Source organism: Paenibacillus liaoningensis (assembly GCF_059609455.1).
The window spans coordinates 39,942-63,898 of sequence record NZ_JCAALU010000001.1 but is presented as its reverse complement, the minus strand read 5'-3'; the positions used below and the strand labels follow the sequence as shown (position 1 = coordinate 63,898).

The following is a 23,957-nucleotide window of genomic DNA, read 5'->3' as shown; positions in this document are numbered from 1 at the left end:
TGCAACAGTCACGTACGGGATTTCACCGCATGCGGAGCCGACCCGGCCAATTTTGACGCTGCTTTCCTTATGCCGGCTCCTCCTGCAGCTTGATTAACTGCTTATAAATAGCATAAGCTGCCTTCTTGCCCTGCTGGGCGGCCGAGACGACCATCGCTTCTCCTTGGCCTTCACCGAAAATAACGTCCCCAGCGGCAAAAATTTGCGGATCGGACGTTTGATAGCTGCTCTCGTCTACCGTTACAATGCCGCGTGTATGCGCGATGCCTAGCTGCTCGATCAATGGCAGATGGCGCGTTTGTCCAATTGCTAAAACAACAGCATCCACTTCCAGCCTGAACGTCGAGCCGGGAATCGGTACGGGACGCGCCCGCCCTTCTTCCGTTTCCTCCAGCTCCATCATGAGGCATTCGAGTGCCGTCACTTGCCCCTTGGCATTCCCGATAATGCGAGCCGGTGCTGTCAGCCATTGAAATTCAACGCCATCCTGCTTGGCGAAGTCATATTCGAACGCATAGGCCGTCATTTCGGCGGCGCTGCGGCGGTAGACGATTTTCACATTCATGGCCCCAAGTCGTACCGAGCAGGTCGCCGCATCAATGGCCGTGTTGCCTGCGCCGATAACGGCGACACGTTTGCCCGCTATGTCGGTGCGCACAGCCGTTTTCGTCGACTCCACAAAATCAATGGCGTCAAATACGCCGTCCAGCGTTTCGCCTTCAATGCCAAGCGACGGTACCTTCGACATGCCAATGGCCAGCACGATGGCATCATATTCACGGCGCAGCTGCTCCAAGCCCACATCTACGCCAACCTTTGTATTCGTCCGAATGTCTACGCCTAGCTGCCGCACTTGCTCAACCTCCCAGAGCGAAACCTCCTGCGGCAGCCGGAAGGAGACGATGCCATACGTATCTAGACCGCCCGCTTGCTCCTTCGCCTCAAATACGGTAACGGCAAAGCCGAACAGCGCCAGCTCCCGCGCCGCCGACAGCCCGGCTGGGCCGCCGCCGATAATCGCGACGCGCTTGCCGTTTCTCTTGCCTGCCGTGAACAGCTGCTGCTCATTATGAATCGCCCAATCTGTGGCGTAGCGCTGCAAATCGCCAATGCGAATCGGGGTGGAGGAATGGTTCAGCACGCATGCGCCCTCGCACAGCTCCTCGGTTGGGCATACGCGCGAGCAGGTCGCGCCGACCGGATTGGCATCCATAATCGCTCTGGCGGAGCCCTTCAAATTGCCGGAAGCGATCTTTTTAATAAAAGAAGGGATATTGATGCCTGTTGGGCAGGCCGTAATGCACGGTGCATCATAGCAATACAAACAGCGATTCGATTCATCGATCGCTTCCTTCGGCTTCATGCCTGCCTTCACCTCGGCGAAATTGCGCCGGAGCGATTGCTCCGATATAAAGGCGATGCCCATAGCTGCTTCCCCTCCTATTTTTAAACCGCCTATTTATGATGAAAATGATCCACTATCCGCTTATCCGCTTATCCGTTTGTCCGTTTACAATCACAAGCTGACGAGATTGTCATACGTCTCCGGGCGGCGGTCACGGTAAAACTGCCATACCTCGCGCACTTCGCGAATCAGCTCTTTATCCAGTACGCCCATAACGATTTCCTCCTTATCCCGGCTCCCGATTGCCGTAATCGCCCCACGCGGATTGACCAAATACGATTGCCCATAAAACTCGCCCATATTCCAAGGCTCCTCTACACCCACACGGTTGATCGCCGCAACATAATAGCCATTCGCCACCGCATGGGCGGGCTGCTCCAGCTTCCACAAATACTCCGAGGTTCCCGCAACCGTCGCCGATGGATTAAACACGATTTCCGCTCCATTCAACCCCAGTGCCCGCGCCCCTTCCGGGAAATGGCGGTCATAGCATATATACACGCCAACCTTGGCGTACGCCGTATCAAAGACGGGATAACCGAGATTGCCCGGTTTAAAATAAAACTTCTCCCAAAAGCCGCCCCCGCCGCCGCCCGCAGCGACATGAGGAATATGATGCTTGCGGTATTTGCCAACATAAGCGCCATCCGCATCAATAACGGCAGCAGTGTTGTAATAAGTGGCGATGCCCTCCCGCTCGTAAATCGGCAAAATGATGACGATGCCGCATTCCTTCGCCAGCTCCTGAAAAAGCCGCGTCGTTGGCCCATTCGGAATTTCTTCCGCAGCTGCATACCATTTCGTCTGCTGCTCCGCGCAAAAATAAGGGCCATAAAAAATTTCCTGAAGCGATACGATTTGCGCACCTTGAGCCGCAGCTTCCCTTATCATGCGGATATGCTTCTCTATTGCAGCCGCCTTATGCGCCTCGACAGACTCGCCGCCATGCAGTTCGTTCGCCGCTTGAATTAAAGCAATCGACACCTTGCTCATCCCGTTTTCGCTCAAACCACCTCACTCCTTCCCCTTAGCAATGTTCACAGCCGCGCGGTACAGCAGCTCAGCTCCAAGCGCAATATCCTCCGGCGCGGCATATTCCCGCGGATTATGGCTAATGCCCTCCTTGCAGCGGACAAAAATCATGCTGTAATCGCACACGTAAGACATCGTGAGCGAATCATGAAACGGTCCGCTCATCAGCTCTGGCGGCGCAAGTCCCATGCCCGCAGCCTCGCGGTGCAAAATCGTCTTCAGCCAGTCCGCGCAATATCTCGGCTCGCTGTTCGTATCCTCGCGTATCGCATACGCGAGGCCATGCTCCACGCTGACCTGCTCGATCACCGCTCGCAGCTCCCGCTCCAGCCCGTTTCTCCGCTCCAGCTCAATGTCTCGGAAATCAACGGTAAAGCTGACCTTCTCCGGTATAATGTTGCGCGAATCAGGGAAAACAGCAACCGATCCGACGGTGCCGACCGTCGGCGCACCTGGCTCGCGCCGCGCCAGCTCATCCAGCGCGACAATAACCTTGGCGCAGCCGACCATCGCATCCCGGCGCATCGCCATCGGCACAGAGCCGGCATGCCCGGCAAAGCCGGTCAATTCGACCGTCCACCAGACGGGACCGGAAATGCCGCTGACGATGCCGATTGGTTCATTTTTCGCTTCCAGTATGGGGCCCTGCTCGATATGAAGCTCCAGAAAGGCTCGGATTGATCCCGCCTCAAAAGAATAGCTGTCATATTGTGCTGGATCACAGCCGAATTGCAGCAGCGCTTCCCTGCGGGTTATGCCGTTTTTATCGGCTCGCGCCAGTTCCCCCTCCTCCAGCTTCCCGGTCATTCCCCTTGCGCCGAACAGCCCTTTATTGAAGCGGCAGCCCTCTTCATCGCAAAAGGCGACGACCTCTACATTCATCTCCGGCCTAATGCCGCGCTCCGCCATCGTCTGCACTGCTTCAATTGCGCCGAGGACGCCAATAACGCCGTCGAATCGGCCCCCATAAGGCTGCGAATCAATATGCGAGCCCAGCATAAGCACAGGCGCCTGCTCATCCCGTCCCTTATACACGCCGATTAAATTGCCGAAGGGATCGATTCGCGCCGTCATGCCTGCTTCCTCCATCCAGCCCTTTACGAGCTCCACTCCTGCGCGGTCCTCCGGGGATAATGCTAGGCGGCATACGCCTGTTTCACCAATCTTGCCGATCGCAGCCAGCGCCATAATCCGCTGCTGAAGCCGCTCCGCCTGAATGTGATGCTTGTTCTCCTTAGCCTGAAGCGGCTTCATGCCGCATCCCCTCCTCCGATGCTCCGCCAGCGGCCCCGAACACCGCCAGCAGCGTTTCGATGATAAAAGCGATATCTTCATCCGTCGAAGAAAGCGGCGGACTGAGCGTCAAAATATTCATAAAGCCCGGCACGGTATCCCCGTTTTTGCCAATGAGCAAGCCTCGTGCCTTGCAAGCCGCGATTACACCAGCAACAAATGCAGCAGCGGCAGGCGTCTTCGTCTCCTTGTCCTCGACCAGCTCGATGCCGACGGCGGAGCCGAAGCTCCGAATTTCTCCGACATTCGGATGCCGGAGCAGCGGCTTCATGCGGCTGCGCATCCGCCTGCCAATGAGAGCAGAGCGCTCAACTAACCCTTCGCGCTCAATAATCTCAAGGTTTTTCAGTGCAACGGCACAGGAAACCGGATTGCCGCCAAACGTATTGATATGGCGGAAGTGGCTGTCCGGCCCTGCTTCCTTGAAGCTTTCATACAGCTCGGCGGATACAGCCGTTGCGGATAAAGGCGAGTAGGCGCTCGTCAGCCCCTTCGCCATCGTGACGATGTCCGGCTTAACGCCATAATTGTGGTGCCCGAATTTTCGCCCCGAACGTCCGAAGCCGCAGATGACCTCATCAACAATCAGCAGGACGTCATATTTGTCGCAAATGGCTCGCAGCTTCGGCATATAGCTGTCCGGCGGCACGAGCATGCCGCCACCGGTAATGACGGGCTCAACGATAATGCCAGCGACGGAGTCTGGCCCTTCCCAGATGATCGCGTCCTCATAGGCCTGGGCGCATTGCAGCTCGCAGGCACCGCTCGTCTGGCCGAATGGGCAGCGGTAGCAATAGGGCGGCGGCACGTGGGAGAAGCCCACGCCAAGCGGCTCGTATTTTAGCTTGCGCTGCGCCTGCCCCGTTGCGCCTAGCGCTCCCATCGAGTTGCCGTGATAAGCCCGATGGCGCGAAATGAACTTGTGCTTGGTCGCTTTTCCGCGTTGATGAAATGCTTGGCGGGCAATTTTGAACGCAACCTCGTTCGCATCAGAGCCGGAGTTAGAGAAGAATATCCGATATTCCCCCTCCAGCCAATCACCCAGCTTCGCCGCCAGCTCGATGCCCGGGACATGGGATTGAATGAGCGGCGAATAGGCCAGTGTCGTCATTTGCGCGGCAGCCGCCTCGGCAATTTCCTTCCGCCCGTGCCCCACATTGACGCACCATAGCCCTGACATGCCATCCAAATAGCGATTGCCGTCCACATCCGTAATCCAGCTTCCTTCCCCTGACGCGACAATCATCGGATGATCATTATGAGGTGTAATATGATGCCATAGGTACGCCCGATCCTTTTCCAGCAGCGCTTCCTTTAGCTCACTTGCTTGCATGGCTGCATGCTTAGCTTCATCATCCATTGCTTCGTGGATATCCATCAGCTTCTTCATCCTTCCCGCCGATTGCCGTCTATGTGCTCGATCTGCCGTTTATGTTGTCTATGCCCTGCAACAGCCATTTATGCACGAGCCCGAGAGATTCTTTAATTCCAATAAGGCTCGCCTTCTCGCAGTCTCAAAATCCCGCTTCGCTTCGGGCTTACGGCTTCGCCGCATCCGCCAAAATCGTCTTGTCGACTGCCACCGCCAAATCCGGCTCCTTCTTGATCAGCCCATATTTCAGCGAAATATCGACCGTCCGCTGCACAGCCTCGTCTACGAACGAGCCCACCTGCGCCTCCGTAAAGCCTTCCGGCTTGACCAGCTTGGCCATTTCCATCAACATCGTCGTCTGATGCTCCTTCGTCGTGCTGCCTTCAGTTACGGCTTTCATAATGATGTCAACCGATTCCGGCTGATTGGCAATGGCGTAGTTCCAGCCCTTCATCGTCGCGCGAATCGCTTTAACGGCGGTTTCCCGGTTCTTTTTCAGCCACTCCTCCTTCACGACCAGCGTATCCTCCAGCATGCCGACGCCCGCATCCTCAAAATCGTAGACGTACAGATCGTCTTCCTTCACGCCGCTTTCAAGCACAACATGGTATTCGTTGTAAATCGTCGAAACAGCCACATCAAGCTGCTTATTGAAAAATTGATCCATCGTGAAGCCCTGCTTCACAAGCTCCACGTCCTTTTTCGGATCAAGGCCATTTTTCTCCATGAAGGCGAGCACTTGAAACTGCTGGCTGCCCGTCCACATGCCGACCTTCTTGCCTTTCATCTTCGCCGGCTCGTCGATGCCAGATGCTTTGTCGGCGACGAAGCGGTAGGAGCTTTTCTGAATAAGCTGGGCGACCGATACGAGCGGCAAGCCATTATTCCGGTTGACCAAAAGACTGTCAAAGCTCGTCACCCCAATATCCGCCGCCCCATTAACGACCTGCTGCTCAATGACGACATCCGGGCCGCCGGGAATAATCTCGACATCGAGCCCCTCCTGCTCATAGAAGCCTTTTTCCTTAGCGACAAAAATACCGGCGAATTGCGCCTGCGGCACCCATTTCAGCTGAATTTTCACCTTCGTAAGCGGCGCCTCAGCCGCTGCCGTCCCCTCCACCGCCGCTGCTTCTGATCCAGTAGGCATCTGGGTGCTTGCTGGCTCACTGCCTCCGCCGCCGCAAGCCGCCAGCAGCAAAAGCCATGCCATTGCCATCATTGCCAAGCTTGTTCTTCGGTTTCTCTTGATCATGAAGACCATTCCTCTCCCTATCGAATCGCATCTATTTATATGGGTCTTCCCTAGCTGCTGAAACTGCGACTGAGACTTAGACTGAGGCTGTAGCTGTGGCGGGGCAAGGTCGGCAGGCCCGTGATTAAGCAGGCGAATCTAAGAGGCTCCGTATGAAGCGAGCTACCGATTGCGCTGCGCAACATGCCACGGAATAGCAAGCTGCTCTGCAAGCTGCACAAGGTAAAAAAGCACAATGCCGAGCGCAGCGGCAATCGTTATGCAGGACCAGGCAAGCGGCATATTGCCGAGCTTGATTTGATCGGAAAGCAGAAAGCCCAGCCCCCGTGACGATATAAAAAACTCGCCGACAATGGCGCCGATGATGCTCGTCGACATATTGATTTTCAGTGCGGTAAAAAAATGCGGCAGACCATTTTTAAAACGAAGCTTTATAAATACGGAGCGGCGGCTTGCTGCATACACATGCATCAGCTCCACATACATGGGATCAATGGAACGCAAGCCCTTGTAGGCGCCGACCGCCATCGTGCTCATGGTCATAACGGAGACGATAGCTATTTTGGAAGCTGCTCCGCTGCCAAACCAGTTGTTCATTACGGGAGCAAGGGCAATAATCGGGACGGCATTCAGTGCCGCAAGCATAGCGATGCCGCCATTTAGAGCTTTCGGAGCAAAAGACGCAGCGGAAGCGGCGATTAGCCCCAGCAGCGAGCCTACTAAGCAGCCCATGATGATTTCCATGCCGGTAAACAGCGAATAGCGCCACAACATTTCGGCATTTTCTTGAATGGACGAGGCAATCGCCGACGGCAGTGGCAGCTGATATAACTCCAGTTGAAACAGCTTATGGAATAGGCCCGTTTGCCAAGCCATCAGAAAAAGCAGCCCGAACACCAGCGGCAGCAGCCATGCCTTGCTTCCTCTTTGCCTTCGCCCCTTCTTCACTCGTCTGACAGTGTTTTCCCGCGACAGTACCGCAGATTGATTGGCAGGCACAGCAGCCATCTCCTTCATCATTCGTCCCTCCCTTGCGAGCGGAACTCTGGCTGCCATGGCGTAATAAGACGCTCCGCTATACTAATAGCCGCGAGCAGCAGCAGGCCAATAGCCATGCTCATTAACACCGTAGCCCAGAACATGTATACTTGAGCGTTCCCATAATAGAGCGAGCTAATCATCAGCACGCCGATGCCGTTCGGCGCTCCCATCAGCTCCACAATGATTGATGCGGTTATAGAAAGCGGCGCAGACAGCTTAAGTCCGGCAAACAGGCCGGGCAGCGAGGCTTGGAGCTTCAGCTTCATGTAAAGCGTCCATGTTGAGGCTGCGTAAGAGCGCATGAGTTCCTCTTGCTCCGGCTTAATGCTCTGCAAGCCGCGCAGCGTATACAGGGCAACCGGGAAAAAGGTAACGTAGCCCGACATCAGCGTTCGCGACAACGCTGGATCATGAACGATGCCGTAAATGATTGGCGCAAGCCCGATAATAGGCACCATTTGCGAGGCGATCATATACGGCGACAGCGTATGCTCAAGCGTGCGGGATAAGCTCATCAACACCGCGAGAAGGAAGCCGACCGCAGAGCCAATGGTGAAACCTAGAAGCGAATTGCCGAATGTAATGGCACCCTGCTCGGCTAAAACAGGCCAATACTGCACAGCTGCATTCAGTACTAGGTGCAAATAAGGCAGCTTTGAAGCTGGAGCCAGCAGCTGCCATACATCGGCTATAAGCCAAGCAAATGCTTCCCATAGCAACAGCACGCATACTGTCCACAGAACTACATGCCAACTGATTCCCCATCGCCTATACGATTTGCTCGTCAAGCGAATCACTCTCCTCATGGAAGCAGCTCCGCACCAAATCGGTCATCGCATGAAACTTATCCGATCTGCGAGTATGCGCGAAGCTACCTTCCTCCCGCTCAACCTTGATTATGGAATGAACACGACCCGGATGGGCCGATAAAATGACGATCCGATCGGATAAATACACCGCTTCAGGAATGCTGTGGGTAACAAAAACGATCGTTTTATTCGTTTGTTTTTTAATATCAAGCAAATCAAGCTGCAGCCGCTCCTTCGTAAATTCATCAAGTGCAGAGAAGGGCTCATCCATCAGCAGCAAAGGCGGATCAAGCGACAAGGCCCGAGCAATCGCGACCCGCTGCTGCATGCCTCCGCTAAGCTGCCACGGATAGTGGTTTTGAAATTTGGAAAGGCCGACAAGCTCTAGTAAATGCGTTGTTATTTCAGAATATTCAGACTTTTTAAGTCCCATTATTTCCAGCGGCAGCTCAATATTGTCCTTGACCGTGCGCCATTCAAACAGCGTAGCATTTTGAAAAACAATACCGAATTTGCGGCGCAGGCGCGCCTCGCGGGGATGCTGGCTGCCAATCGTAATTTGGCCCGAGGTAGGCTCCAGCAAATCGGCCATTAGACGCAGAAGCGTCGATTTGCCGCAGCCGGATGGGCCGAGGAGCGAGACGAATTCGCCCTGGCGGACGTCAAAGCTTACATTTTGCAGCGCAGCCACCTTGCGGTCCCCGCTGCCAAAATACATGGATATATCGTCGATGCGAATTTCCACTGGTTGATTTTCCTTCGGAGCGTCCATGCCATCCCTCCTTCTCTTCAATCAACGCTATCTTTGTGTAATATTATATAACACTCAGTTTTAATTACATTAGACAGAGTGTTACATAATCATAATAATCCATTGTACATGATGTCCAATTCTTGCATAAATAGCTGATTTCCGCGCGCTGCTGTTGGGATTTATGTTTTATTACCTTACCTATTTGATACCGTTAATAGTTAAGGCTATCAGCTATTTATGAGATATAGCTTCTACTTTTGTCCTGCTCGTCACTAAATTTGCATCCCCAAAGTCAACCTCATGCTTTTCGATCCAGGGGATTGCTTTGTGCACAAGGATACAAAGATAGTTACGGAGCGGAGGGCACAGCAGCCGTTCTTTCAACAGAATCACGAGTTATGCCACAAGTGGCGGACACAGCAACCGCTATTTCAACAGAATCGCGGGTTATGGCGCAAGTGGCGGACTCAGGAGCAGCTATTGCGCTGCTAATCGCCATTTTGACGGGGTTAGAAGGACAATAACGGTTTTCCTGTCCGCTTGCGACCCGAAATCGGATTAAATGCCCGAATAGCGGAATCTCAGTCCGCCAAAAAGGAGGGAGCGTCCCAAGCTGCCCAGTCTCAGCAATACTGTTCTCAGCAGCTACACGCCTACACAACAAAAACCGCGCCACCACCATGAGCAGGAGCCCATGCCGGTAGCGCGGCTTTTTTTCGAAATGAAAGCTATGCTATGAACTAATTTCCCCAATCCGCCTAACTATCCCCCGCCTGCCAACGAAGGACGGAGAATCAGCCTCGTTCAGCGGTTACCTAGGTTGCGGCCGGCAGGCGGTGAATATCAGCCCTTTACGGCTCCATCGGTCACACCGGCTATAAATTGGCGGTTGAAAAACAGGAAGATTAGAAACAACGGCAGCGTAGCCATAACTGAAGCCGCCATAACAAGCGACTTATCCTGAAAATAGGACGACGTATCCAAGCGCAGCAGCGCTACCTGCACCGTCAGCATCTCATTCGATTTCATCACAATCGACGGCCATAAATAGTCATTCCATGCCCCCATAAAGGTCAAAATGCCAAGCGTCGCATAAGCGGGAGCAATTGCCGGAACAGCTATTAAGGCATACAGCTGCAGGTTTCGGCAGCCATCGATTCGCCCCGCCTCCACCAGCTCGTTCGGTACGGAAGCTTCTATATATTGCCGCATAAAAAACACCCCGAAGGCACTAACCATGCCCGGTACAATAACGGCGCGATAATCATTCAGCCATTGCAGCTTCGTAATAATTAAATATTGCGGGATAATGCCGAGCTGCGCCGGAATCATCAGCGTCCCGAGTACGAACAGCAGCATAAAGCCTTTTCCCGTAAAATTCAGCCGGGCAAAAGCGAAGCCTGCCAGCGAGCTGAGCAGCAGCATGGATATCGTGATGCTGACTGCAATAATGGCCGTATTGCCCATCGTACGCAAAAAATCGACATTTTCATTATTGAAAATCTTATCAAAGTTTTCCGCCAGGCGGCTTCCATAAAATACCTTCGGCGGTATCGCCGAAATTTCGCCAGCCGTACGGGTAGAAATAACGCTCATCCAATAAAAGGGAAAGATCGAAAAGCCGACAAACAGCAGCAGCAATACATAAACGATGGAACGCCCCGTCCGATTTCGCATGGCCGCCTCCTACCTCCTTAGCTTTCCGACTAGCAGCGAATTAAATAGAGCAAATATAACAATGATGATCAGCAGCAAATTGGCAATCGCTGAAGAATAGCCAAAAGCATGGTCGGTGAAAGCTGTTTTGTATAAATACATGACAACGGTTAGCACCTGATTGTTTGTGCCGCCATTAACGGCCGCGACGGCTCCCGACAAATCGGACATGAAGGTGAATGGCTCCGTAAACAGCTGGAGACCACCCGTCGTAGCAATCAGCGTCGAGAACATAATCGTTGGCGTCAGCATTGGGATCGTAATGCGGAAAAACTGCTGCCCCTTGCTGGCCCCATCAATCGTCGCGGCTTGGTACAAATCCCCTGGGATGCTTTGCAGCCCTGCCAGCTGAATGACCATGTGGAAGCCGAGATAACGCCAAAACACAAGCGCAGCGACTGCAAGCTGCGTAGCCCATGAATCCCCTGCCCAATCTAATCGATCCAAGCCCAGCAGCGTCAGCAAATAATTGAACAGGCCGTATTTCACCCCAAATACATTGGCAAAAATCAAGCTCACCGCCACAAGCGAGGTGATATTTGGCAAAAAGATAAAAAAGCGGAACACGCCTTTTCCTCTAATAAACGCCTGATTGAGCAGCACCGCCAGCAATATCGCAAACAAAATTTGAAAGGGCACGGATTCAAACCAAATTAAAAAAGTGTTGCCAATCGATTTCCAAAACAAGGGGTCATCCGTTAACAGCAGCCGATAATTCCGCAGTCCGACAAACGTCCGGTCCCCGAGCATATCCCATTTAAACAAGGAAATATAAATGGTATACAGCATCGGATAAAAGCCAAATACCATGAAGATTGCAAAAAACGGCAGCGTGTACAAATAACCGGAAATATGGTCGCTGATACGTTGATTAAACCGGCGAGCGGCATGCCCAGTCCTCATTTTCCTCTCCATTTTCCTCTCCACTTTCCAGCCTCCTCTCTAGCAGCATTTCATTCATGCAGCCTCGAACAGCAAAGGTAGAGTGCAGCCGGAAGGCCGCGCTCTACCGTCGTTTTCCTAGCGGGCCAGCGTCGATTTCACCTTGCTCACTAGCTCGGTCCACGTTTTCTCCGGGTCAGCCCCTTTCTCCACATTCGGAAGCTGCTGCCCAATTTCATTCGTAATCGTCGACCAATTATTAATCGAATCCATTAACGTCACCTGCTCCGCTGCTTTCGGATAAATCTCGCCTACTGGTGCGCCATTGAAAAAATCATCCTTTTTCGCGGTAAACGCTTCATCCTTGTATACACCCGGCGTCGAAGGAAAATTGCCATTGGATTCATAGACCGAAAGCTGCTGCTCTGGCGCCAAGATCCATTTAATAAACGCATAAGCTTCCTTTGCGTGCTTGCTTTGCTTAGGAATAAGCAGGAAGGAGCCGCCCCAGTTCGCCGAGCCGCCGGGCATCATCGCAATATCCCATTTCCCTTTCGCATTCGGAGCATTTTGCTTCACGAGGCCGAGCATCCACGGAGGCGCAAACATCGTCGCAAAATCGCCCGTATCCAGTCCGACCTTCCAGTCATTCGAAAAATCCGGCTGCTGCGCGGTCAATCCTGCCTGTGCAAGCTTCGCCGAGTAATCCCATGCCTCTTTCACCGCCGGACTCGTATCCATCGTCAAATTGCCGTCCTTGTCAAAAAAGGTGAACTCCCCGCCCTGCTGGATTTTAGGCAGAAACGCGCCAAAGAAGGCGTCGGTCGTCAGCGGCTTGCCCGTTTTTTCCTTAATCGTCTCGCCCAGCTTGAAGTAGTCATCCCACGTAGCGGCGAGCTTGGATACCTCATCGCGGTTCGTCGGCAGCCCCGCTTGCTCGAACAGCTCAATGCGATACATCATCGCCATAGGGCCGGAATCGGTCGGTATGCCAAAAATAAAGCTGCCATCCGCGCTTGTGCCCTGCTTCCAACGGGAATCGAGATAATCCTTTTGCAGCTCATCCGCTCCAAAGTCCTTCAGATTGTAGAAATAATCCTCTTTCTTAAACTGCGGAATATCATCCACCGTCAAAATAACGATATCCGGTGCTCCGCTGCCCGCGGAAAGCGCGGTTAACAGATTTTGCTTATGGTTGGCTTCGTCAATTTGCACATCCAGCGTAATGTTTTTATTTTCTTCCTGATACTGTTTAATCAGTCCATCAAGTCCGGGACCGTTCGTATTCCAGTAAGTAAGCTTGATTGGCGAGTTAGCGCTTTCTGAGGTGCCGCTAGAAGATGGGTCATTCGAGGAGCTGCAAGCAGCCAAGGAGCCTGCCAATAATCCGGCGGCCAGCAGCATGGTAAAAGGTTGCTTCATTCTCATCTTTATATCCCCCTGCATCATAATGTAAGCCCTTACAAGTCAGTTATACCACTTGCAGGCTAGGCCCGAGAATAAGGGGGATTTACGATTTTTTGAACTATTCTACAATCGGGTCATTTTTTCAGGTCGTACTCGACCGGATCCGGTAATCATACGGGCTGACGCCTTCTAGCGATTTAAATAAGCGGCTGAAATAAGCTTGATCGGAGTAGCCGGTGTTATGGCAAATTTGATAGATTTTCAGATTCGTTTCACGCAATAGCGTCTTCGCCCGCTCCATCCGAATTTGCGTCAAATGCCGCGTGAAGGACAAGCCCGTCTCGGAAGTAAATAGGGCGCTTAAATAATTGGGCGTCACGTCAAGCCGATTAGCCAGCATGCTGAGAGAAAGCTCTCGATTGGCATATTCATATTGAATGTGCGACATCGCATTTCGAATAATGCGATGCACAAATTCATTCATCGTTCGATTGTTCGTTGAATCGGGCAGGCCACCCTGAAAGGTTCTCATACTCTGCTCATACATCGCACGAATTGACGCCAAATCTGCAGTTACGCCACCAAGTCCGACTGCTAACTGTACAGCCAGCTTTTGCTCCAGGCATAATCTGGCCTCCTCTATGTACGGCTCCAATGCGGGCACAGCGATATCTGTCGAGAATAGAACGGCGGTCATACGCGAGGCTTCCACAATAATGACGCCGATTCCGTAATGGGCCAAAACATCCTCCAGCAAGCTCTTCGCCCAGAAGCGGTCCGGCTTCGTCCAAAATTCACGGTCGGGACTCGTTAGTGTGAACAATCCAATCCAGCGATGCGGTGGAAACAGCGAGTGGTCTAGCGGCAGCTCCGGCTGCTGTTCATAAAATAAATCCTGCACACGCGATTCCAGCGCATTTTGCTCGCGCAGCTTAATAATTTCGAGCGAGGGTCCTCGACTCTCATCCCTTAGTCCTGAATCAGGCTCAAGGCTATCGCTCCCCTCCAATCTGTGCTCGATCATTACAATAAGCAATTGCAGCACATAAGTCCGCAGCTTCATCCGTTCCAGTTGGCTCATTGCAGCCGAATGGCGGGAGGCTTCGATTAATTGGTCAATAATCGGTCGCAGCCGCTCCGCCACCCTAGAAGCAGCCGCATAAAACAGCTGCGGATCATGAAAAATCGAGTAGGCCAGCGAGCGATCCTCTATATCCAGGTGCAAGCAGAAGTAGGTGACTCCCTCCTTGTCACTCGTCTGGCTCTCATGCGTATAGCCGGGAGGAATAATGACCAGATCACCAGGGAATTGCTCATAAGGAATGCCATTAATGATCATTTTCTGAAAACCCTCAACGACCAGATTAATTTCCAGCAGCGGGTGGTCATGCTCCGGGTAAGACCAGCCCTGCTCTGCACTGCGCCAGTGTGTGCCATAAAGCTGGAAGCTGAACCTAAAATCCGGCAGCGCAAACTCCTCCAGACATTTGTCCTTCCCGCGGCCGGGAATAAACAATAACGCCATACGCCGTCCCTCCTAGAAATATCCATCGTCATTTTATTGTGGCATACGCCTTAAAAAAATAAAAGCGGCCGCATTATAGCAGCCGCTTCCCTATTATTTCCCTAAAAATCCGCCTTCGGATTTAATAATCTGGCCCGTAATCCACTGCGCATCGTCGCTGGCCAGAAAACGGATCGCTTTCGCCGCATCCTCCGGCAGGCCGATACGTCCCATCGGGAACAGCGGCAGCAGGTGGGCTTTCAGCTCATCATCCATCCAGCCCGAATCGGTCGGCCCCGGATCAAAGCCATTGACCGTTATTTGCAGCGGAGCAAGCCCCACAGCAAGCGGCTCGATGAGAGCAATTAAAGCGCCTTTCGTAGCCGTATAGGCAAGGTTGTCCGCATCCGGTCCTTTGGAAACCATAAATATAATTCTTCCGTTCGTCCCTGCTGGCTGGTTTTGCTCAAAGCGCTTCGCAAACTCGGTGCTGAGCAGCATCGTTGTCTGATTATTCACCACATAATGCCGCTCAAGCAGCTCTAGATTCAGCGTCCGAAAATTTGTCGGCACATAATAGGCCGCATTATTAATTAAAATCGAGGGGCTGCCCAGCGTCCGCTCCACCTCATCCATAATTAGTGATGGCATATCCGGATTGGAGAAATCAGCCTCCATATGGCTTGCCCTTACGCCTAAACGTTCCAATTCGCCGCGCAACTGCTCCGGCCAAGCTTGCTCCAGGCCATTGCCTTCCACTTCATCAAACGCTTGCCAATGCGTAAAAAAGATATCGGTCCCGCTGCCCGCGAGCACGCGGCAGATCGCTGTTCCAATGCCCGTGGAGCGGCTTGCGCCCGTCACGATGGCAATTTTATTTTTCATCGAAGCTTTCATCGAAGCTTTCATCGAAGCTTTCATAAAAGTCATATGCAATTCCCCCATTCATTATTGGAGGATAAGAAGACGGCAGGCATTCACCCGAGATGCTGCTCTGCCCCATAACGAACAACGGCTGCCTATAGGCAGCCGCTGACAGGGGTATATGAAATCCCCAGCCCTGCTTATCCTGTAAGGTTTGCGAAAGGAACGCCAAATACAATAGTAAGCTAACACCCTTACTAAATCGGCATTCTATTCTGCTGCTAACCTCTACAGGAACATCCACATGGCGGGTCCAAGTCTCCTTTTTCATGCATCTCTACTAGGGACTATAACATATGCAGAAATATTTGGCAATTTTAGAAAACACGGCGATTTTTCTCGCCATTTGCTCTCTCAGCTGTCCGCAACTGCGGCACGTTAAATAGCGCTCTCCACTTGCCTCGCTTGCAGCCACATTTTGATATTAGCATACAAGCTGTGCGGGTAGTCATAATGATAAATTTGAGCGGTCTCTAAAGACAGACGGCTGAATAATTCAAAGGAAACCTTCAACGCTTTCCAGCTAGCAAGCTGATCAAAGCCTCCGAACGATTGTTTTAAGTCTGCTATCACGCCAGCATCTGCCCAGTCTCTGATGAATTTCCCGGCATGCCAAGTATCATAGTTTTGTCCATGAATCGCTTTGGAATGCCACTCCATCATTTGCAGCAGCAGCTGTTTGCAATCGTGATCCCTTTCGCCCGCGACCCATAATTCACCTCGCAAAATCTGCTTCGCCACATACAGGCAGGCAAACCCATATTGCTGAACTACCTGCTGGAAGACAGCTTCCGTAATCGGTGGCGGCAGGTCAGGAACAGCTGTTTCGGGAATCAATTTGTCGCCTTTACCCGTCTTGTCCAGCAGCAGCTTCACCCCACGCTTAAAGCCCTGCGGCACTTGTCCAACAGCAGCCAAACGTTCCAGTTCAGCAATAGGACAAAACAAGAAATCCACCTGCAGTCCCTCATTGAAAAGCACTAACTTCTCAGGATCTCCTCCTGCTGTCCGGTACATGAAGCTCGTCCAGACTTCCCCAATATTGATCAGCCAATCATTATGTTCAAAATAGTAATCTGGATTGGTCGAATAAATGACGATGTCCAGATCGGAAAATTCATCAAACGGCTTATCCGTTCTTGCACGCGATCCCATCAAATATATCGTCTGGATTTCATCGTTTTCACTAGCCCAGCTTACGATTCGCTGCTGCAGCATTTCGTATAAATCTGCCATTTTCGCTCCTCCATCACTTGTGGGCGTCTAAAGATCCTTTTTCAAATAATAATGCTGATGGCCCCCGGCGTTGTCTATTGTGCCATACACCTCATAACCATGCTTCTTGTAAAAATCCAGCGCCTGAAAGCTTAACGTGTCCAGCTTAATGAAATCGCATTTTTTCGCTTTGGCAAGCTCCTCTGCTTCTTCCAAGAGCTTCGACCCATAGCCTAATTTCCGCAGCGGCTCATCGACATACAAAATATGCACCTCCAGCCAGTTCCAGCACACTTCGCCCAAGAGCCCGCCATATACGACGCCATCCTCCTTTTTTAAAATCAGATTAATCTCTTGGTATCTGTCGCTTAGCTCTTTCGGAAAATGCTCCCTATTAAAGGCGATTAGCTTATTTAGCACAGCTTTCTTATCGGCCGAATTTGATTCGTTTATGATCTGAAGTTCCATGGCACACCCCTGCTTTCTCCCAGCTAATTCCCATCCTATTCTTGTATTATCTACCGCAAACGGGGAAAAAGCTATACACAAATAGAGAAATAGAGCGCAGCTTACTGGGGAAGCTTACGTTTCCCCCCTTTAAAAATCGCGAGCCAAATGAACAGCAGCCTAGCCCAAGCATCGGTATGCTTGGGCTAGGCTGTGTGAAAAGTGAGCGTTACGCTTTATTTTCCAGGCTGCTGCCTGTCGTAATGGCTGCCTCCTTAAAATTTTCCACCGAAGCGGTCTTCTCATAAAAACGGGGCGTATTCGCCATTAAGCCTTCACGCGTATAGAAGGGATCGTTTTCTGCAAGCGGGAACACGACCTTTTCTCCTGTGCTTGCCGACTTGTAAACACCCGTAATAAATTCAAGCGTGCTGCGGCCGCTGATACCGTCAATAAGAACGGGCGCGCCGGTCTCGATCGCGGTCAGCACGTTATCGATCTGTCCGAGATGGCCGATATACTCCACCTCCGGAAGGTCTTCATACAGCTTCTGAAGCTGCTGCTCCAGCTCTTCATTAGCCATCGGGAAGCCATTCGGCCGCGAGATAGAAGCCTTCATTTTCCATGGAACGGACACGCGGGCCTGCTTGCCTTGGAAAATCAGCTGCTGCTCCTCGCCATGGTGCACAACGGAGCTAGTCACGATGCCGAGAGCCCCTTGCGGGAAGCGCAGCATTGCCATCGACAGATCCTCGACCTCTGCATTATCATGCGATATATTCGTCATAAATGCTTGTACCTCGCTGGGCTGCCCCATCATCCACAGCAGCGCATCAATATGGTGCACCGCATGGTTCAGCGTACAGCCGCCACCTTCCTTCTCCCATGTGCCTCGCCACCACAAATCGTAATAGGAATGTCCACGCCACCAGAAGGAATCAACCTGAGCATGAACGATAGGCCCCATCAGACCGCTATCTACCACCGATTTCAGCTTCATCATTGGCGTTTTAAAGCGATTTTGCGCCACAATGGACAGGATTTTCCCGCTGCGGCGGGCCGCTTCGTTCATTTGGTCGCATTCCTGCAAGGAAGAGGCCATCGGCTTTTCCACGAGTACATGCTTGCCATCGTTCAGAAGATCAACCGCAATAGGCGCATGGGTATAAGGCGGCGTACATACCGATACCAGATCGATATCCTCCCCAAGCAGTTCCTTATAATCAGCTACAATTTTAACGCCTTCCAATTGAAACTGCTCCAATCTCGCCTGTGCCTTATCCGTGTAGGAATCGCAAATCGCTACAACCTTGCAGCGCTCGCCAAATGTTCTATACGCTTCCAAATGAGCGGAGCTAATGGCTCCTGCTCCAATAACCGCTACTTTCAGCATAAAACGAACTCCCCCGTCCGCAAATGAGTTAATATTTCCCTCTTTATTTTAAAGGAAAATCAACCCCATTTATGATTGGGAATTGTGATAAAATACAACTATATTGCGGTTTTTGAAGCGTTTGCAGCTACATGCAATATAAGGGAGGCTCGGCAGCCGTGCACAAAATGGAAGAACAGTTTTCATTCAACTATCGCATCTCATCCGACAGCAGCTTCTGGGAAGTTTTTCACGCCCATTCCCAAATGGAATTTTCCTATGTCCATGCCGGACATGGGGATCTCATTGTAGAAGGCAAGCGCTACCGGGTCGAGCCAAATACTTTAATGGTTTTTCATCCCTTTCAGCTTCATCGGGTACAGATGGATGTATCGGCAGAGCAGCCGTTCGTTCGCACCGTGCTCATGTTTGAGCCGTCGCCACTCAAAAAATACTGGAGCTCCTTCCCATTGCTGAAAGCTTTTTTCGAGGAATTGCTGCTTCGGCCCGGCGGCGAGCCCTGGTACGGCATTTCTGAGTCATCACCGCTTGCGCTGCTTTTGAAGCAATTTAAGGAAACGCGGGAGCAGCTTGCTGCTGATGAATCCGCGGAAGAAGAGGACGATCATTTTCTGCTGCTGGAGCTGCTGCGGCAATTAAAAGCCATTCGCCAGAAGCCCGGCAGCCAAGCTGCCTTGCAAATAAGACGGCAGAGCCACAGGGCAGAGGAAATGATGGAGTGGATCGAACAGCACTATCAGGAGCCGTTCCGGCTGGAGCAAATGGCCGATGCGCTGCATCTGTCCCGCTATCATGTCGTGCATTTGTTCAAGCAGGCTACGGGCTCAACCATTATGGACTATACCAAAGCGACGCGCGTCCGACATGCCTGCCTCTATTTAATCGAAACGACGCTGACCGTACCTGAAATCGCCACCCGTGTCGGCATGGGCAACCCCTCTTATTTCTGCAAGGTGTTTCGTCAGCAGATGGGACATACGCCGCATCAATATCGGCTGCATACCCAGCGCAGAAAATAAGGCCGCTCTATTCGCATAGAAGGCAGCCTTGCTCTGTCAATGCTAAGCTTTTCTACATTTCCATTTCCCGTTTCGGACGGGGCTCACTTTAACCCCAATTTCCACAGCGGTTATGGAAAGGACTTTAATATAAGTAACCACACCCTTCACATTAAGAATGGCACAACCATTGGCCACTCCCATGAACACGCCTACATGGGAGGTGCCATCAAAATGAATGCGAATATTAGGAGTACCTACACCAATACCCTTAAGAATGTTCCGAATGCAGCTGTTGCTGCCTCCGCTTTTGTTGTTGCAGCTTCGATCATCTTTGCTCTTATTCCCATAGCTTTTATTCCCGTAGCTTTTGTTTCCGTGGCTTTTGTTTCCGTGGCTTTTGTTACTATAATTTTTGCTGCTATAGCTGCGACTGACTCCTTTTCTAGGCAATAATATCACCTCCTTATTGATAGAGTTGATATTATTGTATGGAAGTTGATAGATTATGGTGTGTGTCTTTTATGCTATTAAATTTCATCTTCCCGCAATACAAGGAAAAGGAAAATTCCTACCCATTCGCGCTACTAAGCACTTTATAGTAAAATGAGAGAATGCTCTAAGATAAGATGAAGAGGTGCCTGAATGTCCATTAGTTTCACTACATCGATTATAAGCCGGCTCAAAAGAGAAATTGCTGCTTTAGAAGCCCAAAGCGTATTGGAGAAAAATAAATCCGCTAAAGCGCAAGCGAAGCTGAAGCAATTGCAAAAGGATAGCAAAAAAAGCAGCCTGCCCAGCGATTTAAGCAGCAAGCTGACCCGTATGAATAAATTAAATGAAGAAATCGCCGAAAGCGCGAAAAAACAAGCCGAGTTCTCCCGGCAGTTGGTTTACAAAAAGTCTGAGTTAAAAAAACACTCCTCCTAGATTTTCACACCCTACAATCGGCTAACGAATGCATGTAGTCCGCAATTGGAAAAAGGTTGGATTCTCCTTTAATCGAGGGAATCCAACCTTTTTTATTTTCCCATTATTCCTTCCCATGCATCCCGTACAGGCGGCGATAGGCAGTCGGCGTCATGCCTTCATGCTGCATAAAACGCTTATTGAAATAGCTGACGCTCGGATAGCCAGCTTCCTCGGCAATTTGCCCAATGTTGTCATCCTTCCGCTCCAACAGCCATTGCTTGGCTGCTTGCAGGCGACAGCGCGTAATAAAATCCATTGGCGTCATCCTCGTCGCCGCTCGAAACAGCTTACAGAAATAATAAGGCGTCACTCCGAGCCTATCCGCCCATTCATCCAAAATAAACGGCTTTACCGCCTCCTGCTGCATCAGCGGAAGCAGCTCCATAATTCGGTCGGCGGACGTCTCCGCCTTGCCCTGTTTCAGCGCCACTGCCTGCTCGACGAATATCGTAAGCAAAGCATAAGTAAGCATAGAGAGATGCGCCGGATGCAGCATGCGATACGTCTCCGCCTCGCCCAGCAGCTCCTCATGAGCCTTCTCCCAAACCGCGGGCTGACGAAGTCTCCATAAAGGGCTTTTGTGCAAGCCCTGCTCAATCAAATAATCGCGTAGCCCGCTGCCGCCATAAAAGTGGAGCCAGCGGATATCCCATGGCTCATCCTTGCTGCTGTAATAACGCTGTTTTTGCAGTGGAAAATACAGTACCGCCTCCCCCGCGCGCAGCTCGTGAACGACACCGTCCAATTCGACAAATCCTCTGCCCGATGCGACATAATGGATATTAAAATTATTCAGCGCGCCCGCTTCCCGGTATACGCTATGCTCGGGCTGTTCATTGTAATTGCCAACCGATTCCGGAAAACAAAAGTAAGGCATATTCGGTAGGGTAAGCAAATGGCTTTGACGATGCAAATCCAACACCTCAATGACAATATTGTTTTAATAGGGTGCAAAATATTATCATTTTAATTTTAATTCACATCCTCTATAATCGCAATATCATCATAAACTTTCATACAAAGCGAGGTTGAATCATGAGCAAGAAGTTGAAATGGGGCATTATTGGCTGTGCTGGAATTGCGAAACGCGCTGTTATTCCAGGGCTGCATTTATCTGAATTAAATGAAGTGGCTGCCATCGCCAGCCGCGACGGAGACAAGGCTAAGCAAACCGCCGAACAACTCCAAATTCCGACTGCATACGACAGCTATGAAGCCCTTTTGGCGGACAGCTCCATCGACGTCATTTATATACCGCTCCCTAACCATTTGCATAAGGAATGGGCAATCAAGGCTGCTGCGGCAGGCAAACATATTTTATGCGAAAAACCGCTTGCCCTTACGGCACACGAAGCAGCAGAAATGGCTGAAGCCGCTGAGCAAGCTGGCGTCCTGCTTTCCGAGGCTTTTATGTATCGCTACCATCCCCGCTATGAAACGATTAAAAACTTAATTGCAAACGGTGCCATCGGTGAGGTACGCGGCATTCGCAGTGCTTTTACATTCAACAATGCAGGCGATAAAGCGAACGTCCGTTACCGCAAGGCTTGGGGCGGCGGCTCCCTCTACGATGTAGGCTGCTATCCGATTAATGCAGCGCGCCTATTGCTGGGCAAGGAGCCTGAAGCGGTAACGGTAAACGCCCAATTTTCACCCGAGCATGATGATGTGGATATGATGGCGTCCGGGCTCATCGAATTCGAGGGCAATGTATCGCTCACCTTCGATTGCGGCATGTGGTCCGCCTTCCGCAATCCGCTTGAGATATTAGGCAGCGATGGAATAATCGAGGTTCCTTCCGCTTTTGTTACGCCTACTCCAGAAAGCGGCACGATATTCGTCACATCTGGCGGCGAGCGCAAGGAAGTTGAAGTCCCTTATGTAAATGCCTATACCGAGCAAGCCGACCATATGGCACGTGCCATTACAGAAGGCAAAGCTCTAACCTTCGGTGCTGCGGATGGCATTCGCAATATGAAAGTGATTGATGCCTGCCTGCAGTCTGCACGCGAGCGCCAAAGAGTTATTTTATAAGCTTAAACGCTTCAAGCACATTAGCCTATTGAGGAGGCCACGACAACAATGGATTATTTAAAGGTGCAAGGCTTGGACAAACCGGTATCCCGGCTTATGAAAGGCTCGGATTATTTTTTTCATGACCGCTATGATAAAGCTGCGGCAAACTTGGATGCGTTTTTCGCCATCGGCGGCAATTCCATTGATTCGGCCCATATTTACTGCGGCGGTCAAAGCGAGGAAGTTATCGGCCGTTATTTGAAAGAAAGAGGCAATCGGGAGCAGTGGGTCATTTTGACTAAAGGCGCACATCATGACCAAAATGGCCCCCGTGTAAGCAGTGAAGCGATTCGCAGCGATTTGAACACCAGCCTTGAGCGGCTGCAATCCGGCTACATTGATATGTATGCGCTGCACCGCGATGATCCAGCCGTTCCCGCTGGCGAGGTCATTGAAATTTTGAACGAGCATGTCGCTTCAGGCGCCGTTCGGACGATTGGCGTGTCCAACTGGACATGGCAGCGTATTAAGGAAGCCAATGATTACGCAGCAGCCAAAGGTTTGGTGGGCTTTTCCTTCAATAGCCCTAACTTCAGCCTGGCAAAAGCAAACGAACCGTTCTGGGCAGGCTGCGTTTCCGCCGATGAAGAGACATCCGCTTGGCATGAAGCAACGCAAATGCCGTTATTTTCGTGGTCGTCCCAAGCCAGAGGCTTCTTCACGGAACGCTTTACACCCGAGGATCGGTCGAATGCCGATCTGGTCCGCGTCTTCTACAGCGACGGCAACTGGGAGCGGCTGGAGCGTGCCAAGCAGCTTGCTGCCCGCAAAGGGGTTACCGCCATTCAAATCGCACTCGCTTACGTGCTAAATCAGCCGTTCCCGACCTGCGCCTTAATTGGCGCACAGTCACTGGAGGAGCTGCGCTCCTGCGATGAGGGCTCGCTTATTACATTGACAGCGGAAGAACGGAATTGGCTGGATCTGACCTCGGAAACTCAAGGCTAGGTAACCGCAGCATACGATTGTTGCTGAGATCACGCAGTTTTGGAACCTCATTCCTTTTTTGGCGGACTGAGGTTCCGCTATTCTGGCTTTTGACCCGATTATAGGCGATATGCGGACAGGAAATCCGTTATTGCCCTCTTCCTCCCATCGAAATGGCTTTGGACAGCGCATTAGCGGCTCCTGAGTCCGCGACGTGTGCCATAACCCGTGATTCGGTTAAAATAGCAGCTGCTGTGTCCGCCAAATCTATCTTTGTACAGGGAAAACTCCTGAAACGACTCGCATGAAGATGCCTTACAGTACTTCATCTATTAGATCGAGATATCGAGATCCAAAATATCCTTGAGCCGCCAACCTTTTGGCGGTTTTTTTGGCGTGCTTTTAACGAAAAAATATTATGGATAGCGCTGTTATAAAGCAAAGGAAATCGACAGCTATTTGTCGAATAATGTCTGTTATATTATCTACTACTATTTTCAGATAACTGTGGGAATGGGGGAGCGTTAGCAGCAAA

The 23,957-nt window shown here is 51.4% G+C and carries 22 protein-coding genes; 5 read left to right on the top strand and 17 right to left on the bottom strand.

Annotated elements, in window-relative coordinates; genetic code table 11:
- Nucleotides 1-67: 67 nt before the first annotated feature.
- From AC6B99_RS00260 to AC6B99_RS00185, 16 genes are all read right to left on the bottom strand, one after another.
- Nucleotides 68-1,426, bottom strand: a complete 1,359-nt coding sequence (locus AC6B99_RS00260; protein WP_496662477.1) for an NAD(P)-dependent oxidoreductase — start codon at nucleotides 1,424-1,426, stop codon at nucleotides 68-70.
- 90 nt (nucleotides 1,427-1,516) lie between these two features.
- Complete coding sequence (locus AC6B99_RS00255; protein WP_496662684.1) at nucleotides 1,517-2,398, bottom strand: nitrilase-related carbon-nitrogen hydrolase; 882 nt, start codon at nucleotides 2,396-2,398, stop codon at nucleotides 1,517-1,519.
- A gap of 21 nt (nucleotides 2,399-2,419) precedes the next feature.
- Nucleotides 2,420-3,691, bottom strand: coding sequence for a hydantoinase/carbamoylase family amidase (locus AC6B99_RS00250; RefSeq protein ID WP_494864653.1), 1,272 nt, complete (start codon nucleotides 3,689-3,691; stop codon nucleotides 2,420-2,422).
- Entirely contained in the window at nucleotides 3,672-5,063 is a 1,392-nt protein-coding gene (locus AC6B99_RS00245; RefSeq protein WP_496662683.1) for an aspartate aminotransferase family protein, read from the bottom strand. The genes AC6B99_RS00250 and AC6B99_RS00245 overlap by 20 nt, the downstream gene beginning before the upstream one ends.
- Before the next feature lie 205 nt (nucleotides 5,064-5,268).
- Complete coding sequence (locus AC6B99_RS00240) at nucleotides 5,269-6,357, bottom strand: ABC transporter substrate-binding protein (protein ID WP_496662476.1); 1,089 nt, start codon at nucleotides 6,355-6,357, stop codon at nucleotides 5,269-5,271.
- 162 nt (nucleotides 6,358-6,519) lie between these two features.
- Entirely contained in the window at nucleotides 6,520-7,377 is an 858-nt protein-coding gene (locus AC6B99_RS00235; protein ID WP_496662475.1) for an ABC transporter permease, read from the bottom strand.
- Nucleotides 7,374-8,204: an ABC transporter permease gene (locus AC6B99_RS00230; RefSeq protein ID WP_496662474.1), complete on the bottom strand. Its 831-nt coding sequence runs from the start codon at nucleotides 8,202-8,204 to the stop codon at nucleotides 7,374-7,376. The genes AC6B99_RS00235 and AC6B99_RS00230 overlap by 4 nt, the downstream gene beginning before the upstream one ends.
- Entirely contained in the window at nucleotides 8,167-8,979 is an 813-nt protein-coding gene (locus tag AC6B99_RS00225) for an ABC transporter ATP-binding protein (RefSeq protein ID WP_496662473.1), read from the bottom strand. The genes AC6B99_RS00230 and AC6B99_RS00225 overlap by 38 nt, the downstream gene beginning before the upstream one ends.
- Nucleotides 8,980-9,804: 825 nt before the next feature.
- The gene (locus tag AC6B99_RS00220; RefSeq protein WP_494864644.1) at nucleotides 9,805-10,638 is read right to left on the bottom strand and encodes an ABC transporter permease subunit; all 834 of its coding nucleotides are present in this window, start codon (nucleotides 10,636-10,638) and stop codon (nucleotides 9,805-9,807) included.
- 9 nt (nucleotides 10,639-10,647) lie between these two features.
- The gene (locus AC6B99_RS00215) at nucleotides 10,648-11,604 is read right to left on the bottom strand and encodes a carbohydrate ABC transporter permease (RefSeq protein ID WP_235533062.1); all 957 of its coding nucleotides are present in this window, start codon (nucleotides 11,602-11,604) and stop codon (nucleotides 10,648-10,650) included.
- A 93-nt stretch (nucleotides 11,605-11,697) separates the two neighbouring features.
- The gene (locus AC6B99_RS00210) at nucleotides 11,698-12,987 is read right to left on the bottom strand and encodes an ABC transporter substrate-binding protein (RefSeq protein ID WP_496662472.1); all 1,290 of its coding nucleotides are present in this window, start codon (nucleotides 12,985-12,987) and stop codon (nucleotides 11,698-11,700) included.
- Nucleotides 12,988-13,108: 121 nt separating this feature from the next.
- The gene (locus AC6B99_RS00205) at nucleotides 13,109-14,491 is read right to left on the bottom strand and encodes an AraC family transcriptional regulator (protein ID WP_496662471.1); all 1,383 of its coding nucleotides are present in this window, start codon (nucleotides 14,489-14,491) and stop codon (nucleotides 13,109-13,111) included.
- A 93-nt stretch (nucleotides 14,492-14,584) separates the two neighbouring features.
- A complete protein-coding gene (locus tag AC6B99_RS00200; protein ID WP_496662470.1) occupies nucleotides 14,585-15,400 on the bottom strand; it encodes an SDR family oxidoreductase in 816 nt (271 codons plus the stop codon).
- Nucleotides 15,401-15,772: 372 nt separating this feature from the next.
- Nucleotides 15,773-16,630 (bottom strand): aminoglycoside 6-adenylyltransferase, encoded by an 858-nt coding sequence (locus AC6B99_RS00195; RefSeq protein WP_496662469.1) that lies wholly within the window; start codon nucleotides 16,628-16,630, stop codon nucleotides 15,773-15,775.
- A 27-nt stretch (nucleotides 16,631-16,657) separates the two neighbouring features.
- Complete coding sequence (locus AC6B99_RS00190; RefSeq protein WP_056031310.1) at nucleotides 16,658-17,077, bottom strand: GNAT family N-acetyltransferase; 420 nt, start codon at nucleotides 17,075-17,077, stop codon at nucleotides 16,658-16,660.
- Between the two features lie 208 nt (nucleotides 17,078-17,285).
- The gene (locus AC6B99_RS00185) at nucleotides 17,286-18,449 is read right to left on the bottom strand and encodes a Gfo/Idh/MocA family protein (protein WP_496662468.1); all 1,164 of its coding nucleotides are present in this window, start codon (nucleotides 18,447-18,449) and stop codon (nucleotides 17,286-17,288) included.
- Between the two features lie 167 nt (nucleotides 18,450-18,616).
- Between AC6B99_RS00185 and AC6B99_RS00180 the strand changes: the two genes are divergently transcribed.
- The 3 genes from AC6B99_RS00180 (at nucleotide 18,617) to AC6B99_RS00170 (ending at nucleotide 20,377) form a co-directional block, all read left to right on the top strand.
- Nucleotides 18,617-19,468 (top strand): AraC family transcriptional regulator, encoded by an 852-nt coding sequence (locus AC6B99_RS00180; protein WP_496662682.1) that lies wholly within the window; start codon nucleotides 18,617-18,619, stop codon nucleotides 19,466-19,468.
- A 213-nt stretch (nucleotides 19,469-19,681) separates the two neighbouring features.
- Entirely contained in the window at nucleotides 19,682-19,903 is a 222-nt protein-coding gene (locus AC6B99_RS00175; RefSeq protein WP_494878898.1) for a hypothetical protein, read from the top strand.
- Between the two features lie 189 nt (nucleotides 19,904-20,092).
- On the top strand, nucleotides 20,093-20,377 hold the full coding sequence (locus AC6B99_RS00170; RefSeq protein WP_056031318.1) for a hypothetical protein: 285 nt from the start codon (nucleotides 20,093-20,095) through the stop codon (nucleotides 20,375-20,377).
- Between the two features lie 103 nt (nucleotides 20,378-20,480).
- Here the strand turns inward: AC6B99_RS00170 and AC6B99_RS00165 are convergent, their stop codons facing one another.
- Nucleotides 20,481-21,332 carry a helix-turn-helix domain-containing protein gene (locus AC6B99_RS00165; protein ID WP_494864619.1) on the bottom strand — a complete coding sequence of 284 codons (852 nt, stop codon included), beginning with the start codon at nucleotides 21,330-21,332 and terminating at the stop codon, nucleotides 20,481-20,483.
- A 122-nt stretch (nucleotides 21,333-21,454) separates the two neighbouring features.
- Here AC6B99_RS00165 and AC6B99_RS00160 point away from each other — a divergent pair, with 122 nt between their 5' ends.
- Nucleotides 21,455-22,453 carry a Gfo/Idh/MocA family protein gene (locus AC6B99_RS00160; protein ID WP_496662467.1) on the top strand — a complete coding sequence of 333 codons (999 nt, stop codon included), beginning with the start codon at nucleotides 21,455-21,457 and terminating at the stop codon, nucleotides 22,451-22,453.
- Between the two features lie 48 nt (nucleotides 22,454-22,501).
- Nucleotides 22,502-23,443: an aldo/keto reductase gene (locus tag AC6B99_RS00155; RefSeq protein ID WP_494864615.1), complete on the top strand. Its 942-nt coding sequence runs from the start codon at nucleotides 22,502-22,504 to the stop codon at nucleotides 23,441-23,443.
- Nucleotides 23,444-23,957 lie beyond the last annotated feature (514 nt).

Coding starts and splice junctions, on each gene's coding strand:
- AC6B99_RS00260 (WP_496662477.1), bottom strand. CDS start 1,426: ATGGGCATCGCCTTTATATCGGAGCAATCGCTCCGGCGCAATTTCGCC.
- AC6B99_RS00255 (WP_496662684.1), bottom strand. CDS start 2,398: ATGAGCAAGGTGTCGATTGCTTTAATTCAAGCGGCGAACGAACTGCAT.
- AC6B99_RS00250 (WP_494864653.1), bottom strand. CDS start 3,691: ATGAAGCCGCTTCAGGCTAAGGAGAACAAGCATCACATTCAGGCGGAG.
- AC6B99_RS00245 (WP_496662683.1), bottom strand. CDS start 5,063: ATGCAAGCAAGTGAGCTAAAGGAAGCGCTGCTGGAAAAGGATCGGGCG.
- AC6B99_RS00240 (WP_496662476.1), bottom strand. CDS start 6,357: ATGATCAAGAGAAACCGAAGAACAAGCTTGGCAATGATGGCAATGGCA.
- AC6B99_RS00235 (WP_496662475.1), bottom strand. CDS start 7,377: ATGATGAAGGAGATGGCTGCTGTGCCTGCCAATCAATCTGCGGTACTG.
- AC6B99_RS00230 (WP_496662474.1), bottom strand. CDS start 8,204: ATGAGGAGAGTGATTCGCTTGACGAGCAAATCGTATAGGCGATGGGGA.
- AC6B99_RS00225 (WP_496662473.1), bottom strand. CDS start 8,979: ATGGACGCTCCGAAGGAAAATCAACCAGTGGAAATTCGCATCGACGAT.
- AC6B99_RS00220 (WP_494864644.1), bottom strand. CDS start 10,638: ATGCGAAATCGGACGGGGCGTTCCATCGTTTATGTATTGCTGCTGCTG.
- AC6B99_RS00210 (WP_496662472.1), bottom strand. CDS start 12,987: ATGAGAATGAAGCAACCTTTTACCATGCTGCTGGCCGCCGGATTATTG.
- AC6B99_RS00205 (WP_496662471.1), bottom strand. CDS start 14,491: ATGGCGTTATTGTTTATTCCCGGCCGCGGGAAGGACAAATGTCTGGAG.
- AC6B99_RS00200 (WP_496662470.1), bottom strand. CDS start 15,400: ATGACTTTTATGAAAGCTTCGATGAAAGCTTCGATGAAAGCTTCGATG.
- AC6B99_RS00195 (WP_496662469.1), bottom strand. CDS start 16,630: ATGGCAGATTTATACGAAATGCTGCAGCAGCGAATCGTAAGCTGGGCT.
- AC6B99_RS00190 (WP_056031310.1), bottom strand. CDS start 17,077: ATGGAACTTCAGATCATAAACGAATCAAATTCGGCCGATAAGAAAGCT.
- AC6B99_RS00185 (WP_496662468.1), bottom strand. CDS start 18,449: ATGCTGAAAGTAGCGGTTATTGGAGCAGGAGCCATTAGCTCCGCTCAT.
- AC6B99_RS00180 (WP_496662682.1), top strand. CDS start 18,617: ATGGAAGAACAGTTTTCATTCAACTATCGCATCTCATCCGACAGCAGC.
- AC6B99_RS00175 (WP_494878898.1), top strand. CDS start 19,682: ATGAATGCGAATATTAGGAGTACCTACACCAATACCCTTAAGAATGTT.
- AC6B99_RS00170 (WP_056031318.1), top strand. CDS start 20,093: ATGTCCATTAGTTTCACTACATCGATTATAAGCCGGCTCAAAAGAGAA.
- AC6B99_RS00160 (WP_496662467.1), top strand. CDS start 21,455: ATGAGCAAGAAGTTGAAATGGGGCATTATTGGCTGTGCTGGAATTGCG.
- AC6B99_RS00155 (WP_494864615.1), top strand. CDS start 22,502: ATGGATTATTTAAAGGTGCAAGGCTTGGACAAACCGGTATCCCGGCTT.